Annotated in this window: 18 protein-coding genes; 13 read left to right on the top strand and 5 right to left on the bottom strand. The window is 42.4% G+C overall.

The features are described 5' to 3' along the window. The first annotated feature begins 50 nt into the window (after positions 1–50). The 8 genes from dinG to JQX68_RS11440 all read left to right on the top strand — a co-directional run bounded on the left by dinG (position 51) and on the right by JQX68_RS11440 (position 8,253). A complete protein-coding gene (gene dinG / locus JQX68_RS11475; protein WP_014664382.1) occupies positions 51–2,846 on the top strand; it encodes an ATP-dependent DNA helicase DinG in 2,796 nt (931 codons plus the stop codon). Between the two features lie 143 nt (positions 2,847–2,989). Then, positions 2,990–3,160: a YpmA family protein gene (locus JQX68_RS11470; protein ID WP_003225588.1), complete on the top strand. Its 171-nt coding sequence runs from the start codon at positions 2,990–2,992 to the stop codon at positions 3,158–3,160. An 8-nt stretch (positions 3,161–3,168) separates the two neighbouring features. Further along, positions 3,169–3,654, top strand: coding sequence for a cell wall elongation/penicillin-binding protein regulator TseB (tseB, locus tag JQX68_RS11465; protein ID WP_014664381.1), 486 nt, complete (start codon positions 3,169–3,171; stop codon positions 3,652–3,654). Positions 3,655–3,676: 22 nt separating this feature from the next. Further along, positions 3,677–4,858 (top strand): aspartate transaminase AspB, encoded by a 1,182-nt coding sequence (gene aspB / locus JQX68_RS11460; RefSeq protein WP_014664380.1) that lies wholly within the window; start codon positions 3,677–3,679, stop codon positions 4,856–4,858. A 142-nt stretch (positions 4,859–5,000) separates the two neighbouring features. Beyond that, positions 5,001–6,293: an asparagine--tRNA ligase gene (gene asnS / locus JQX68_RS11455; RefSeq protein WP_040083776.1), complete on the top strand. Its 1,293-nt coding sequence runs from the start codon at positions 5,001–5,003 to the stop codon at positions 6,291–6,293. Positions 6,294–6,385: 92 nt separating this feature from the next. Continuing rightward, entirely contained in the window at positions 6,386–7,084 is a 699-nt protein-coding gene (dnaD, locus tag JQX68_RS11450; protein ID WP_014664378.1) for a DNA replication protein DnaD, read from the top strand. Between the two features lie 18 nt (positions 7,085–7,102). Continuing rightward, the gene (gene nth, locus JQX68_RS11445) at positions 7,103–7,762 is read left to right on the top strand and encodes an endonuclease III (RefSeq protein ID WP_014664377.1); all 660 of its coding nucleotides are present in this window, start codon (positions 7,103–7,105) and stop codon (positions 7,760–7,762) included. Further along, positions 7,759–8,253 (top strand): YpoC family protein, encoded by a 495-nt coding sequence (locus tag JQX68_RS11440; protein ID WP_040082798.1) that lies wholly within the window; start codon positions 7,759–7,761, stop codon positions 8,251–8,253. The genes nth and JQX68_RS11440 overlap by 4 nt, the downstream gene beginning before the upstream one ends. A 73-nt stretch (positions 8,254–8,326) precedes the next feature. On the opposite strand, the gene JQX68_RS11435 is transcribed toward JQX68_RS11440, so the two are convergent. Next, the gene (locus JQX68_RS11435) at positions 8,327–11,068 is read right to left on the bottom strand and encodes a PBP1A family penicillin-binding protein (RefSeq protein WP_147772169.1); all 2,742 of its coding nucleotides are present in this window, start codon (positions 11,066–11,068) and stop codon (positions 8,327–8,329) included. 21 nt (positions 11,069–11,089) lie between these two features. Beyond that, the gene (gene recU / locus JQX68_RS11430) at positions 11,090–11,710 is read right to left on the bottom strand and encodes a Holliday junction resolvase RecU (RefSeq protein ID WP_014664374.1); all 621 of its coding nucleotides are present in this window, start codon (positions 11,708–11,710) and stop codon (positions 11,090–11,092) included. Between the two features lie 40 nt (positions 11,711–11,750). Between recU and JQX68_RS11425 the strand changes: the two genes are divergently transcribed. Continuing rightward, positions 11,751–12,713: a DUF2515 domain-containing protein gene (locus JQX68_RS11425; RefSeq protein WP_040082801.1), complete on the top strand. Its 963-nt coding sequence runs from the start codon at positions 11,751–11,753 to the stop codon at positions 12,711–12,713. Positions 12,714–12,737: 24 nt separating this feature from the next. Here JQX68_RS11425 and sspM read toward each other — a convergent pair whose 3' ends face one another. After that, positions 12,738–12,842 (bottom strand): acid-soluble spore protein SspM, encoded by a 105-nt coding sequence (gene sspM, locus JQX68_RS11420; protein ID WP_147772168.1) that lies wholly within the window; start codon positions 12,840–12,842, stop codon positions 12,738–12,740. Positions 12,843–13,039: 197 nt separating this feature from the next. On the opposite strand from sspM, the gene JQX68_RS11415 reads away from it, so the two are divergent. Together JQX68_RS11415 and JQX68_RS11410 are read left to right on the top strand one after the other, a co-directional pair. Continuing rightward, positions 13,040–13,285 carry a DUF5446 family protein gene (locus JQX68_RS11415; RefSeq protein WP_014664372.1) on the top strand — a complete coding sequence of 82 codons (246 nt, stop codon included), beginning with the start codon at positions 13,040–13,042 and terminating at the stop codon, positions 13,283–13,285. Positions 13,286–13,330: 45 nt separating this feature from the next. Beyond that, positions 13,331–13,702 carry a YppE family protein gene (locus tag JQX68_RS11410; RefSeq protein ID WP_069149771.1) on the top strand — a complete coding sequence of 124 codons (372 nt, stop codon included), beginning with the start codon at positions 13,331–13,333 and terminating at the stop codon, positions 13,700–13,702. A 39-nt stretch (positions 13,703–13,741) separates the two neighbouring features. Here JQX68_RS11410 and JQX68_RS11405 read toward each other — a convergent pair whose 3' ends face one another. Next, positions 13,742–13,930, bottom strand: a complete 189-nt coding sequence (locus tag JQX68_RS11405; RefSeq protein WP_003230690.1) for a YppF family protein — start codon at positions 13,928–13,930, stop codon at positions 13,742–13,744. A gap of 186 nt (positions 13,931–14,116) precedes the next feature. Here JQX68_RS11405 and JQX68_RS11400 point away from each other — a divergent pair, with 186 nt between their 5' ends. Next, a complete protein-coding gene (locus JQX68_RS11400) occupies positions 14,117–14,494 on the top strand; it encodes a YppG family protein (protein WP_147772167.1) in 378 nt (125 codons plus the stop codon). A 20-nt stretch (positions 14,495–14,514) separates the two neighbouring features. Here JQX68_RS11400 and JQX68_RS11395 read toward each other — a convergent pair whose 3' ends face one another. Beyond that, a complete protein-coding gene (locus JQX68_RS11395; protein ID WP_147772166.1) occupies positions 14,515–14,934 on the bottom strand; it encodes an Hsp20/alpha crystallin family protein in 420 nt (139 codons plus the stop codon). A 138-nt stretch (positions 14,935–15,072) separates the two neighbouring features. Between JQX68_RS11395 and JQX68_RS11390 the strand changes: the two genes are divergently transcribed. Continuing rightward, the gene (locus JQX68_RS11390) at positions 15,073–15,579 is read left to right on the top strand and encodes a PTS sugar transporter subunit IIA (RefSeq protein WP_041521517.1); all 507 of its coding nucleotides are present in this window, start codon (positions 15,073–15,075) and stop codon (positions 15,577–15,579) included. The last annotated feature ends 90 nt before the right edge of the window (positions 15,580–15,669 follow it).

Genomic DNA, 15,669 nt, shown 5'->3' with positions numbered 1-15,669 from the left:
CAAAACGTGTTACACTTTTGTCGTATGCAAGAATTGAGGTGTCCATTTTAATGAATAAGCAACGATTCGTTGTAATAGACGTAGAGACAACAGGGAATTCGCCGAAGAAAGGCGATAAAATCATACAAATCGCAGCGGTTGTAATTGAAAATGGACAAATTACTGAGCGGTTTTCAAAATACATTAATCCAAATAAACCAATCCCTGCTTTTATTGAGCAGCTTACTGGAATCTCTAGTCAAATGGTAGAGAATGAACAGCCATTTGAAGCAGTCGCTGAAGAAGTCTTCCAATTGCTTGAGGGCGCTTATTTTGTCGCTCACAATATTCATTTTGACCTTGGATTTGTCAAGTATGAGCTTCATAAGGCGGGTTTTCAGCTCCCAGATTGTGAAGTGCTGGATACTGTCGAACTTTCACGGATTGTTTTTCCGGGATTTGAAGGGTATAAGCTGACGGAATTAAGCGAGGAGCTTCAGCTGCGGCATGATCAGCCGCACCGGGCTGACAGCGATGCTGAAGTGACAGGGCTTATTTTTTTGGAAATCCTTGAAAAGCTGCGGCAGCTTCCTTATCCGACATTAAAGCAGTTAAGAAGGCTTTCGCAGCATTTCATCAGTGATCTGACGCATTTGTTGGATATGTTCATTAATGAAAACAGACAAACCGAGATACCGGGCTATACACGCTTTTCTTCCTTTTCTGTCAGAGAACCTGAATCGATCGATGTTCGTGTGAATGAGGACGGGAACTTTTCATTTGAGATCGAACGATGGGAAGCGGAAAATGAAAAAGCGCTGTCAGAGTTAATGCCCGGGTATGAAAAAAGAGACGGCCAAATGATGATGATGAAAGAGGTGGCTGAAGCGTTTGCCAATCGTGAGCATGCGCTGATTGAAGCTCCTCCGGGAATCGGAAAAACGATTGGCTATCTTATTCCGGCTGCGCTTTTTGCCAAGAAATCAAAAAAGCCGGTCATTATCAGCACGTATTCGACGCTTTTACAGCAGCAGATTCTAACAAAGGATTTGCCGATTGTCCAAGAACTGTTTCCATTTCCGGTAACAGCGGCGATTTTAAAAGGACAATCGCATTATTTATGCCTGTATAAATTCGAGCAGGTGCTTCATGAAGAAGATGATAATTATGATGCGGTACTGACAAAGGCACAGCTTCTCGTTTGGCTGACAGAGACAAATACAGGGGATGTAGCGGAACTGAATTTGCCTTCAGGCGGAAAGTTGCTGTGGGACAGATTGGCGTATGACGATGACTCCTATAAAAGAAGCCGCAATGAGCATGTGACCGGCTTTTACGAGCGGGCCAAACAGATCGCTATACGTTCCGATTTGGTGATCACCAATCATTCCCTTTTGCTGACCGATGAAGGCAGCCAGAAAAAAAGGCTCCCCGAAAGCGGCACATTTATTATTGATGAAGCACATCACTTTGAACGAGCGGCAAGTGAACATTTAGGAAAAAGAGCCACGTACATAGAATTGCATACGAAATTGAGCAGGATCGGCACTCTGAAGGAGCAGGGACTTCTAAAAAAAATGAGACAGCTATTCCAGCGAAACAGCCTGCCGGTTGATTCATTTTTCGAATTGGAAGAGTGGCTTCAGCACATTCAAGCAGAAAGTGATGCTTTCTTCAGCTCTGTTCATTCTTTTGTCAAACGAAGAAAACCTAAAGAGGACTTAAACCGTCTAGTTTTTAAGGTGAACAAAGAAAGCCAGGATAAAAGCTGGTCGATCTTAACGGATGGTGCGGAGAGGCTTTGTTCCATGCTGACACACCTGCAGCAGCTTTTTGAGGCACAGTCGTCCCTGATAGAAAAACATCTGAAGGGTATGAAGAGCAAAACTGTCTTTTTGGCCGATGAATACCAAAGAAGCATGAAAGGTTTGCAGCATTACTGTCAGACGTTGCAGAAGCTGTTCTTTGGGTGCGATGACGATGAAGCGGTTTGGATTGAAATAGATGCTAAAGGTGCGAAAAATGCAGTGGCCATTTACGCACAGCCCCTTGAACCTGGGGAACTTCTGGCTGATCAGTTTTTCGCGCGCAAAAATAGTGTGGTGCTAACGTCTGCAACCCTTACAGTCGAAGGCTCTTTTCAATTTATGATTGAACGACTGGGACTGAGTGACTTTTTCCCGCGGACAATGAGAATTGAGTCGCCCTTTTCTTATGATGAGCGCATGCAGGTGATGATTCCAAAGGAAATGAAGTCAATTCAGGATACAGGACAAACTGAATTTATCCAGGATACGGCTCGTTATATCGAACTGATGGCAAAGGAAAAACAGCCCAAAATCCTTGTGCTGTTTACATCCCATGAGATGCTGAAAAAGGTCCACCAGGAGCTTAAGCATATCATGAGTGCTTCCGGCATTCAGCTCTTGGCACAAGGGATTACAGGCGGAAGTCCCGGCAAACTGATGAAAACTTTTAAAACATCCAATCAGGCGATCCTGCTTGGAACAAATCATTTTTGGGAAGGCGTTGATTTCCCTGGTGATGAGCTGACAACAGTAATGATCGTGAGGCTCCCATTCCGATCCCCAGATCACCCGCTTCATGCTGCAAAATGTGAGCTTGCCCGCAAAAAAGGAAAGAATCCGTTTCAAACAGTGTCATTACCGGAGGCTGTACTGACCTTCAGGCAAGGAGTCGGACGCTTGCTGCGTACTGCGGGAGACAAAGGAACGATTATGATATTGGACAGACGGATTAAAACCGCTGGATACGGCCGGCTGTTTCTTGATGCCTTGCCGACAACCTCAGTATTCGAAATGACTGACAGCGAGCTTGAAGCTTATGTTGCAGGGAAAAATAAATAAAAGCCGCATAAAGCGGCTTTTGCGGTGTGGGAGTAGGATGGTGTTTTATTTAAAAGCGGTTATTCCCGCTCTGTGATACTAGTATGGCGTGTCCTGAAATGGAGTATGACTAACAATATTTGTTCAAACTGGAGGATGAAAAAATGGAAAGTAAAATCGAGATTCTTTCAACAATTAATGTAGAGCATTCTGATGATCTGTATAAAATTGTGGACACACTGAATCGGACACTGAAAAGAGACAATCTGATGTTCGGTCTTGCACTTGATGAAGAAAACAAAAACCAAGCCGTTTTTACCATTTATCGTACGTAGGTGAGAAGATGAGAAAAAAAGCATTAATATTTACCGTCATTTTTGGTATTATTTTTTTAGCAGTACTTCTTGTCTCGGCAAGCATTTATAAATCAGCCATGGCACAAAAGGAAGAGGGGCACGAAGCAGCAGCTGCTGAAGCTAAAAAAGAAACCGATCTCGCCAATGTTGATCAAGTCGAAACATTTGTCGGAAAAGAAAAATATTATGTTGTCAAGGGTACGGATAAAAAAGGCACTGCCTTATATGTCTGGGTTCCTGCTAATAAAAAAGCAAAAATTCTCTCAAAAGAAGCAAAAGAGGGAATCTCGGAAGACAAAGCGGCGAAAATCATACAGGATGAAGGGCTGGTTTCAAAACAAAAAGAGGTTCATCTGGCAAGAGAAGGTAACGTTCTGCTATGGGAAGTGACGTACTTAGACAAAGAAGGTCAATACAGTTTAAGTTATGTGGACTTTACAACTGGAAAGATTCTCAAAAATATCACGCCTTAAGACGAATTAGGGGGAGTTCAAGTTGAAACTGGCAAAAAGAGTATCCGCATTAACACCATCAACTACACTGGCAATCACAGCGAAAGCGAAAGAACTGAAAGCCGCGGGCCATGATGTCATCGGTTTAGGCGCAGGCGAGCCGGACTTCAATACACCGCAGCACATTATTGATGCCGCTGTGCGTTCGATGAACGAAGGCCATACGAAATATACGCCTTCAGGTGGCTTGGCTGAACTGAAAAACAGCATTGCAGAGAAATTTAAACGCGACCAGAATATTGAATACAAACCGTCTCAAATTATTGTCTGCACTGGTGCCAAACATGCTCTGTACACCCTTTTCCAAGTGATTTTGGATGAAGAAGATGAAGTCATTATTCCGACGCCTTACTGGGTAAGCTATCCGGAGCAGGTGAAACTCGCTGGCGGAAAGCCTGTTTATGTACAAGGACTTGAAGAAAATCACTTCAAAATTTCGCCTGAGCAGCTAAAAAATGCGATTACGGAAAAAACAAAAGCAATCGTTATTAACTCTCCAAGCAATCCGACTGGAGTCATGTATACGGAAGAAGAACTGTCTGCGCTTGGTGAAGTATGCCTTGAACATGACATCCTAATTGTGTCTGACGAAATTTATGAAAAACTTACATACGGCGGAAAGAAACATGTTTCCATTGCACAGCTGTCTGACAGACTGAAAGAGCAAACGGTCATTATAAACGGCGTATCGAAGTCACACAGCATGACGGGCTGGCGAATTGGCTATGCGGCTGGAGCTGAAGACATTATAAAAGCGATGACGAACCTTGCTAGCCACAGCACGTCAAATCCGACATCAATCGCACAGTACGGGGCGATTGCTGCTTATAACGGACCTTCTGAGCCATTGGAAGAAATGAGAGAAGCCTTTGAACATAGATTAAACACGATCTATGCAAAGCTCGTAGAAATCCCTGGGTTCAGCTGTGTGAAGCCGGAGGGTGCTTTTTACTTGTTCCCGAATGCAAAAGAAGCGGCTCAATCTTGCGGTTTCAAAGATGTAGATGAATTTGTTAAAGCGCTTCTCGAGGAGGAAAAAGTTGCGATTGTTCCTGGATCCGGATTCGGTTCTCCTGAAAATGTCCGTCTTTCTTATGCCACCTCGCTAGATCTTCTTGAAAAAGCGATTGAAAGAATCAAACGTTTTGTCGAAAAACATAGCTAATAGTGAAAAAAGCGGCTGACAGAAAGCCGCTTTTTATCTGCATTGACCCGGTTAGTTAAGAGCGGGTATAATAAAGTGATGATAAAAGAGTTCGCGGGGCAATGAGCTTCCGAATGTCTTTCTTGTTTTGGAGGGAAATATGTTGAAAACAACAATCAACCAAGTGTACAAGCACGTAGGTGAGGAAGTAACGATCGGAGCTTGGGTCGCTAATAAGCGTTCAAGCGGGAAAATTGCATTTTTACAGCTTCGGGACGGTACTGGTTTTATTCAAGGTGTCGTAGTAAAAGCGGAAGTGGAAGAAAGCATTTTCCAAACAGCTAAATCAGTGACTCAAGAAACGTCACTCTATATAAAAGGGATTGTCAAAGAGGACGAGCGTTCCCCGCTTGGATATGAACTAGCTGTGACAGATATTGAAGTCATTCACGAAGCGACTGATTATCCAATTACACCAAAAGAACATGGTACGGAATTTTTGATGGATCACAGACATTTATGGCTTCGTTCAAAGCGCCAGCATGCGATCATGAAAATCCGTAATGAAATCATTCGCGCGACTTACGAATTCTTTAATAACGAAGGCTTTGTAAAAGTGGATCCGCCGATTTTGACTGGAAGTGCACCTGAAGGAACAACAGAGCTCTTTGCGACAAAGTACTTTGATGAAGATGCGTATCTGTCTCAAAGCGGCCAGCTTTACATGGAAGCTGCGGCAATGGCTTTAGGAAAAGTATTCTCTTTCGGACCGACATTCAGAGCGGAAAAGTCTAAAACAAAACGCCACTTAATCGAATTCTGGATGATTGAACCGGAAATGGCGTTTGTAGAGTTTGAAGAAAACCTTCAAGTACAGGAAAATTATGTTTCTTTCATCGTGCAATCCGTTCTTAAGAATTGCAAAATTGAATTAAACACATTGGGAAGAGACACGTCAAAACTTGAGCAAATCAAAGCTCCTTTCCCAAGAATCACGTATGATGAAGCGATTGAATTTCTGAAAGAAAAAGGCTTTGACGATATCGAGTGGGGAGATGATTTCGGAGCGCCTCATGAAACAGCAATTGCTGAACACTATGACAAACCGGTATTCATCACTCGCTATCCGACGTCTTTAAAACCGTTCTATATGCAGCCGGCTTCTGACCGTGAGGACGTCGTGCTTTGCGCTGACTTGATTGCACCGGAAGGCTATGGAGAAATCATTGGCGGATCTGAACGGATTCACGATATGGAACTTTTGGAATCGCGTCTTACAGAACATGGACTGGATTCTGACGCATATAAATGGTATGCTGAACTTAGAAAATATGGATCAGTTCCTCATTCAGGCTTCGGTCTTGGATTAGAGCGGACAGTAGCTTGGATTAGCGGAGCGCCTCACGTTCGTGAAACGATCCCGTTCCCAAGACTATTAAACCGTCTGTATCCGTAATACATTCAAATGAAACAAAAAAGAGTCTCCTGCAAGGGAGACTTTTTACAGTAAAGGGGAAATCACAATCCTTTACAGTAAGAGGTGTGACGATGAAAAAACAGCAATTTATTGATATGCAGGAGCATGGAACATCAACAATCCCCAATCTTCTGCTAACGCATTATAAACAGCTTGGACTTAATGAAACAGAACTTATTCTGCTGTTAAAAATTAAAATGCATTTAGAAAAAGGATCATATTTTCCTACACCGAATCAGCTGCAGGAAGGTATGTCAATTTCTGTTGAGGAATGTACAAACAGATTGCGCATGTTTATTCAAAAAGGCTTTCTGTTTATTGAAGAATGCGAGGATCAAAACGGCATCAAATTTGAGAAGTATTCTCTCCAGCCTTTATGGGGCAAGCTGTACGAGTATATTCAGCTTGTACAGAATCAAACACAGGAAAGAAAAGCAGAAGGGGAACAAAAAAGCCTTTATACCATTTTTGAGGAAGAGTTCGCAAGGCCGTTATCACCTTTAGAGTGTGAAACGCTGGCGATCTGGCAGGACCAGGATCAGCATGACGCACAACTGATCAAACACGCGTTAAAAGAGGCTGTACTGTCAGGAAAACTCAGTTTCCGCTACATTGACCGGATTTTGTTTGAATGGAAGAAAAACGGGCTGAAAACTGTGGAGCAGGCAAAAATACACAGCCAAAAATTCCGGCGGGTACAAGCAAAGCAGAATGAACCGCAAAAAGAGTATAAAAGGCAGGTTCCTTTTTACAATTGGCTTGAACAATAAAGTGAAAAGGTGACAATCGTGTTAAATCTAAAACAAATTGAATTCTGTTTGGACAAGATAGGTGACATGTTTCCTCATGCGGAGTGTGAACTGGTTCATTCCAATCCTTTTGAATTAGTGGTGGCTGTCGCTTTATCTGCTCAATGTACAGATGCACTTGTAAACAGAGTGACCAAAACATTATTTCAAAAATATAAACGGCCGGAAGACTATTTGGCTGTCCCGCTGGAAGAGCTTCAGCAAGATATTAAATCAATCGGTTTATATCGTAATAAAGCGAAAAATATTCAAAAACTGAGTAAAATGATTATTGAAGAGTACGGCGGAGAAGTGCCGAGGGACCGCGATGAGCTTGTTAAACTGCCAGGGGTCGGAAGAAAGACTGCTAATGTAGTGGTATCGGTTGCCTTTGGCGTGCCGGCCATCGCCGTAGATACCCATGTGGAGAGGGTCAGCAAACGGTTGGGCATCTGCCGGTGGAAGGACTCAGTGCTGGAAGTTGAAAAGACGCTGATGCGCAAGGTTCCAAAAGAAGACTGGTCCGTTACGCATCACCGCCTTATTTTCTTCGGCAGATATCACTGTAAAGCCCAATCTCCGCGCTGTGCGGAATGTCCGCTGCTTTCTTTATGCAGAGAAGGGCAGAAGAGAGATAAAAAAGGACTGGTGAAACGATGACGCAAGCGAAAGAAGAGTTGGCTTCCTATGAGGAATACTTGCGCAGTCTTGGCCCGGTGATCTCCCCGGATATGAAAGATGTCTTGCTGGTTAACCCTGTGTATTTTGATTTCAGCACGGAATCTCAAGGTGTTTTGCCATGGGAGGACAGAGGCAAGTATGTTCCGCTTTTATTTAATGTGTGGGAAGACATTAAAGAATCACTTCTGCCTGTCTTTCAAACACGAAAATCGAGATGCGATCAAAATGACATGCTGAAGGGCATTGTGTGTTTGCTTGCTTCGTTTCATTGGACAGCAGGTGAGCGGGTGAAATCTCTTGATTGGGCAGAACTGACGGAGAAATCATTTCCCGTAATGCCGATCAATTGGGCCGAACGAGTGGAATTTATCCTCCTCAAGCCGACCCAATATCATTGCTTTATTCAGCTGGATGAGCTGTTTACTGAAATGAAAAAGCATTTTTATAAATATCATGCGATGAATCGATAAAACCTTCTCTTAAAAGGGGAGGTTTTTTTATGAACAAAAAAAGCCATCACCCGAAGGGTGACGGCTTTTTTGTTTAATTTGTTTTTTCAGTTGATGATGAGTTTGTTTGTGCTTTATTAGATGTGTCTGTTTTATTTTTATTCGTGTCAGAACCTGATGAATCATTTTTACCAGAGTTCGAATCACCATCCGACGTATCCTGGTTGTTACTGTTGTCGTTATCGTTTGATTGGTCTTGGTTACTGTTGTCGGACGGATTTGTGTTCGTGTTGTCTTGTTTATTGTCTTGATCGTTTGTTGAATCATTTGTCTGATCTTGATCCGTCTGACCGTCATCTTTTTGAGAATCATCAGTTTGTGTATCATCCTGAGTCTTCTCATCATCTTGTTTTTCATCATCCGTTTGTTGCTGGTCTTTTTTATCTTCATCGTCTTCAGCTTTTGGCACCTCATAGGATGTGGAAGCTGTGCTTTTGCCATCATCACTGAAGGCTGTTACTTCGAATTTGTACACAGATCCTGGCTGCACACCCGAAATGACTGCTTCTTTTGCAGAGCTGTTTTGAATTTCCGAGTAGCTGCCGCCATCAACAGATTGCTTAACAGCAAAGGTCGCATCTCCGTCGTAATTCCAGCTTAACGTTAAAGATTGATTGTCTTTATCGTATTTCACGTTTAAACCAGACAGTTTAGCTGTTTCCTCTTTTTCTTCTTTCTCATATGTTTTAGAAACAGTAGAAGGAGCTGTGCCTTTAACAAAGTACTCTGTGAGCTTCTTATCGCTTGGCGTATTTGGCCCTGCCAGTTTTGCCGGATTAGAGCCTTTTTCTACAGTGGCTTCCACTACGCTGTCAGGCTTCTCAAATGATCCGCTTCCGTCATCGACATCGGCGATGAGTTGGGCGAAGATGCGCTTTGCAACTTTTTGTTCTTCAGTTGAAAGAGATTTCTTTCCAGCTTCGTTTTCTTCCATACCCGTCCAGACGGCTGCTGTATATTGCGGTGTGTAACCGACAAACCAAGAATCTCGAGCACCGTCGCTTGCAATATTGTACTTTTGGATTTCACTTTCTTCAAAGTTGGTCGTCCCTGTTTTTCCTGCTACTTCTACACCGGGTACTTGTGCAAGCTGTCCAGTACCTGTTTTAACAGCTGTTTTCAGCATATCTGTAATCATAAACGCAGTATAATCGCTCATTGCTGACTTTGATTTTGGTGTTAAGTCAAGCTTTGTGCCATCGTTAAATTCAATAGACTTTACAAAATGCGGTTCATTATATGTTCCGTTATTTCCGAAGGCGCTGTATGCTCCTGCCATTGTCAGTGAAGAGACACCGACATTCCCTTTTCCGAATCCTCCAATAGAGTAGGATTCATATACAGTATCTTTATCTAATCCCAGTCCAAGTCCATTGGCAAAGTCTACCGCTGTATCTTTTCCGACTGCTTGGAATGCTTTTAAAGCTGGAATATTACGAGATTGTGCCAGTGCTTCACGCATAGACATTGGTCCTTTATATCTGCGGTCAAAGTCTCGAATAGGTGTTCCATCTGAATACGTGTAAGCTGAATCATCAATTTGCTCATAAGTTGACCATTTTTTATTTTCAATAACTGGACCGTAGTCGAGAATAGGTTTAATGGTAGATCCAGGCTGTCGCTTAGCTTGGGTCGCGTAATTGTAGCCTCCAACCGTAGAATTTCTTCCCGCACCAATCGCGCGGACTTCTCCGGTTTTTGTATCGAGAAGCGTAACGCCGCCCTGCATACCTTCAGTAAATCCGACAGTGTCTCCGTCCATTAATTCATCTAGTTTATCTTGTGCTTTTGTATCTAATGTCGTATAGATCTTTAATCCGTCAGCAGATGGGTCGACATCAGATTTTTCATCAATTTCTTTCATGACTTCTTCAACAAACGCGCTGTATTTATTTGAGTTTGTTTTTTCATATTCCTTCTGTGACACAATGCCTTCGTCTTTCACTGCCACTTTTTTCGCTTTGTTGTATTGAGAATCAGAAATGAATCCTTGTTTTTTCATCAGACTGAGGACGATGTTCCGTCTTTTTTCCGCTTTATCCGGGTTTTTAACCGGGTTGTATGCTGTTGGGCTCTGCGGCATGCCTGCCAGTGTGGCAGCCTGTTCGACAGTCAATTTGCTTAAATCTGTGACGCCGAAAAACTCTTCCGCTGCTTTTCCGATTCCGTATGCTCTAGGAGAAAAATAAATCCGGTTTAAATACATTTCTAAAATTTCATCTTTAGAGTAATTGCGCTCCAGCTGAATCGAAAGCCATACTTCCTGCACCTTCCGTTTTAACGTCTTCTGATGTGAAAGAAGGGAGTTTTTGACGACCTGCTGGGTGATCGTACTTCCGCCTTCAGCTCCGAAGCCGTCTGTAAAGTTTGCAACTAAGGCGCCGCCGATACGGACAGGGTCAATCCCGTGGTGCTCATAAAAACGAGCGTCTTCTGTCGCGATGAAGGCTTCTTTCACAACATCGGGAATTTGATCTATCGGCACGTAGGTCCGTTTTTCAGCGCCGACTTCAGCGATTTCTTTTCCGTTTTTATCGTATATTGTTGATGAATAAGGCGTCTTCAATTTACTTTCATCCAGTTTTGGCGCATCTGAAACCATGACGGCAAATGTAACGGCACCGCCGACAACGCCTAAAACAAACAGAATGAGTAAAGTGAGAAGGGTCTTTTTAAACAATCCGCCCTTTTTTCGTTTCTTTCCTTTTTTTGGTGAAGGACTCGACTTGCTGTTCGCTTTTCGTCGAGCTTCACGGCTGTTAAATTGATCTGACATAACATCTCAACCTTTCGTTAATCAACCTTTCGCACCAGATGATGGCGAAAAATAAAGCTGTTCAATAATACTAATATAATCAATTCTAGGTGCGTATCCAAGAGAAATCGGATAAGCCGCTTCTTCCAACTCATCTTTTCGAATTGATTTTCTGCCGTTTTTTTCTTTTCTGTCCCAGAAATAAAACAGCTTATCGGCTTCCAAAAAATAAACCTGGTCGAAAGCGGATATAATAACAAAACAAATACCGTCTTGAGCCTTTACCTGCTTCATATGCTCGATTTGATGGTCATGGAAATTCTGCAGGGGGAAAGAGGTCTTGTTTTTCGTTTCTTTCGCCTCAAAATCAATATACCGTCCTTTGTAAATCCCATTGTAGTCTGTTGTCGATGATTGTTTAAAATAAGCTTCTTTAATCACTGCGGCACTTCTTTTTGGATAATGGACATTTACAATTTGAACAGGTGTCGGCTTTTTGTGTATAACGGCAATTTGGTTTGTCAGATAATACTTATTCGTTTCGTTTAAGTCATCTTCGAGGGTCATTCCGCGATTACTGTATGACGGGGCCCTTTTCTGACTGCTTTGGGATGAAACCGAATGTTTCGGCTGAAATGTTTTTCCATTAGGATACCGAATCACTTTCTCATCCTCCTTATTAAACTATTCATGACGGAAGTGAATGAACGTGCAAGAACAACAGACCATCAGAAAGCTTCTGAGCCGGATTGAGCGGCAAACAAAAACAAAAAACGCAGATAACATTTCAAGAACAAATGCATATAAAGCATTTTATGACCGTCATCCGGAAATCAAATGGTCACTCTTAGCTTCTTTCGTTTCTCGTAATGCCGGCTGGTCAATGACTGACTTAAAAGGCAGTCTGTTTCAGCTTGGACTCCGTGAGAGACAGCAAAAATGGTTCTTTTTAGCCTACGAAAGAGCGAACTGGCTTATTTTTTCGGATGCCTATCCGCAGCTTCTTTTGTACCACTGGTCCAAAAAAGTCGGGAAACCGCTGTTTCATCTTCTGCATGTGTTTGGCGTCTCACAATTTATGTCGGAAGAATGGGCCCGTTTTTGGCATGAGCGAAACACAGAGCGGCTAATGTATGCCCTCATTATAAATGAACAAAACACTATCCAAACACCTATTATACAAAATCCTTCGTTTAAAAAGAATGTTTTTGACACGATTCCTTTTTATTTAAGTGACTGGTTTCATTTTAACACCGTTATTTTTCCTTCCTCAGACGGGTTTCTTTACGGCATTTCAGTGAAACGCTTTTCAAAGGCGGAGGAAAGGATAAGGCTGGGAAAGCAGCTGTCTGAATTGCTGTTCAAGCCAGAATTGTTTTCCGCTTTTTATCACTTTTTGCACACAGTGCCGCACACAGGTTCCCGTTTTGATATGGAAAAGATAATCGGGATTACAAAGAGAACATCTCCTATGCTAAGGACATGCTACCCTGAGGTAATCCACTCATTAGACGGAACGAAAACAGATTGGTTTCATGGAAAGATAAAGAAAACGTTCTTTAGGCGCGAGGAATTGCCGAAGCAGATTGAATTGACAGACTGGTATTTACATAAAAAGCGCCAGCTTCATGCGCTTTTTGCGGTGGAACATTGGCTGAAAAAATAAAGAAGCAAGGAAATTCCTTGCTTCTTACGTAGAAGGGCGGTTCGGGCCGCCTAATTTTTTATCTAAAGAATCGATTGCTTTTGATTCAGTCTTTTTTTGTTGGCCGGCTTTTTTCGGTCTAGTTTCCATACGGCACCTCCTCACAAGTATCGTTTGCATTAAGGAGGAGGATCATACAATTTTTGCAGGTGTTTTTGTCGAAAACTTCAGCTTTTCGTGGAATACCTGTTTGTTTGGCGATTTGCTTCTAGTTTTGTCATGAAGAAGGAAAGAGCCTGGGGAGCAAAGAATGTTAACCGGAGAGACGAGGAAAGGGAGGTACACGAATGTCCGGTTATGTAAGCAAGACAGATATTCTCCGTATGCTTTCTGATATAGAAGATGAATTAACGCGAGCTGAGCAAAGCCTGAATCATTCTGTAAATGCATTAGAGGCTGAGATGCGGGAAGCGGAAAACGATCGCCTGAGTGTGCTGGAAGAAGAAATCATAGATCTTCATATTTGTATAAATGAGCTGTATCAATCGCCTGAACACAGGTATGCGTTTGAGAAGGTATACCGCATCGGCTGAATTCACGAGTGAAATTTGGTACGATAGGCATTGAGGTGAAAGGTATTGCTATCACAAACATTGCTGGGAATGACCGAGAAAATGATTGAAGTTGCTGAAAAAGGCGCTGATCGGTATCAGGAAGGAAAAAGCAGTAATCATTCTTATGATTTTTTTGAGACGATAAAGCCTGCAGTTGAAGAGAATGATGAGCTGGCGGCTCGCTGGGCGGAGGGTGCTCTTGAATTGATAAAAGCCCGTCGCCCTAAATATGTGCATAAAGAGCAAATTGAGACCGCAAAAGATAATTTCCTGGAATTGGTCCTTCAATCATATGTTCATCATATTCATAAAAAACGATTCAAGGACATCACTGAGTCAGTCCTTTATACATTGCATGCAGTAAAGGATGAAATTGCAAGAGAAGACAGCCGGTAAAGGCTGTCTTCTTTTGAATTCGTTATAGGGGGCCGGACGTTAATTCATCTCATATGCCGGGCTTTCTGCTCCATTTGCTTCGAGAACCTTCATACTGTTACGAAACTCAGTTATGCTGAGATGTCCTTGAATATAGAGGAACTTGGCAAAGTCCATCAGTTTATTCATACAGTCTGTTTCATATTTCTTCATTTCTGCAAAACGTTTGCTTAAGTATGATACGTTCATTATGGTGCATCCCCTCTCATCTGTATTGAAAACATGGTACCATAATGATTCGACTTTTTTCTGTTTTTAAAAAATTTAAACTTTCGACACAATTTGACAAACGCTAACCTTTACTCGTGACACAAACAATAGAAGTCATTCATACATATATAGAAGAGAAATATGTTGAGTTTAGGGGGAATCGCAATGAACAGGAGCTCTCGAAGCTATCCTCGGCAAATGGGCTATTATGATCCTCAGCAAATGCAAGGATATTATCAGCAGGCTGCACCCGGTTATTTGGAGCAATATCTGCCTCAGCAGCATTATGGACAGCAGGATTACTATCAGCCCTATGCTCCGATCCAGCCTATGCCTATGCAGCCGCCTGTATTTTCCAACCCTTATCCTATTCCAAGGCCTAATCAACAGCAGCCTTCGCAATTTCAAAGCATTATGTCGCAGTTCAAAAAAGCCAATGGGCAATTTGATTTTAATAAAATGATGGATACGACAGGCCAAGTGATGAGTGCAATGAATCAGGTCGGATCTTTAATAAAGGGATTTACCAGCTTTTTTAAATGATAGAAGCATGAATGAATCGTTCATTCATGCTTATTTTTTGGAAAGAATAGTGTCATTGTCTGCTCGTTCCAAGATGTTTCCATATCTTCTTGGCGAACTTCATAAGGAAGCTGCACCGTTCTTGTCATGCTTGTAAAAGTAGCTTCATATTGGTGTTTCTGTTTTTCTTGGAGTGTGACATGGAGATACCTCGATTTGACATCAACGACGATCTCGCCATCTCGAAACGTCGCCGGAATGGTAATATCGACATAGAGCCCAGTTTCTCTTTCTCTGACATGTATGGTTGTCTGCACATCCTTTAAACTCGAATTGATCAGGTTCTGAAATCCGTTTATAAGGTTGCCGAATGCTGAGGATTGAAAAAGAGTGTCTATTGCCTCCGTTATGATTTCCTCTTTCTTTTGCAGTTCGTTCTTTTTGTCATCATAGAATTCCACTTCAGCCACCGCCTTTTTTTAACCAGATTATGCGTCTATGCCAGATGTTGTTATAAATTGAAGCAAAATTGAAAGTGTGGTTAAATAGTGGTGAATGAAGGGATAACGGTTGAAGTGAATGAGAAGGGAGAAAACACATTGCTGAAAAAATTATTCGGAATGGGCAAAACTCAAGAAAAAGTGACAGAAGAGGTTATTTATTCTCCGGCAGACGGTACAGTAATGGACCTGTCAGATGTGCCGGATCCAGTTTTTTCACAGAAAATGATGGGAGAAGGAATAGCGGTGGAGCCCTCTAACGGTGAAATCGTTTCACCTGTTGAAGGTGAAGTCATTCAGATTTTCCACACCAAACACGCCGTTGGCATTCGGACTCGCTCCGGAATTGAACTGTTAATTCATGTCGGGCTGGAGACAGTCAATATGAACGGAGAAGGATTTACTGCCCACATTAAAGAAGGGGATAAAGTGAAGGTCGGTGACCCGCTGATTACATGTGATTTGGAATTAATAAAAGAAAAAGCGAGCAGCACCGTCATCCCGATCGTTATTATGAATGGTGAGGCTGTAGGATCAATTGTGCCGGCAGGCGAAAAGGCTGCCCGTAAAGGCGAATCAAAGCTCCTTACAATCAAAGCGAAATAAGCAGGGCGTATGCCTTGCTTTTTTTATTCAACTGTATAAAATTTGCACCTAGCCATGCAAACAAATATTCGGTAAACTGTACTTGACAAA

Source organism: Bacillus sp. LJBS06, from assembly GCF_016924995.1.
Lineage (GTDB): Bacteria > Bacillota > Bacilli > Bacillales > Bacillaceae > Bacillus > Bacillus stercoris.
This window is presented reverse-complemented; position numbering and strand designations above follow the sequence as displayed.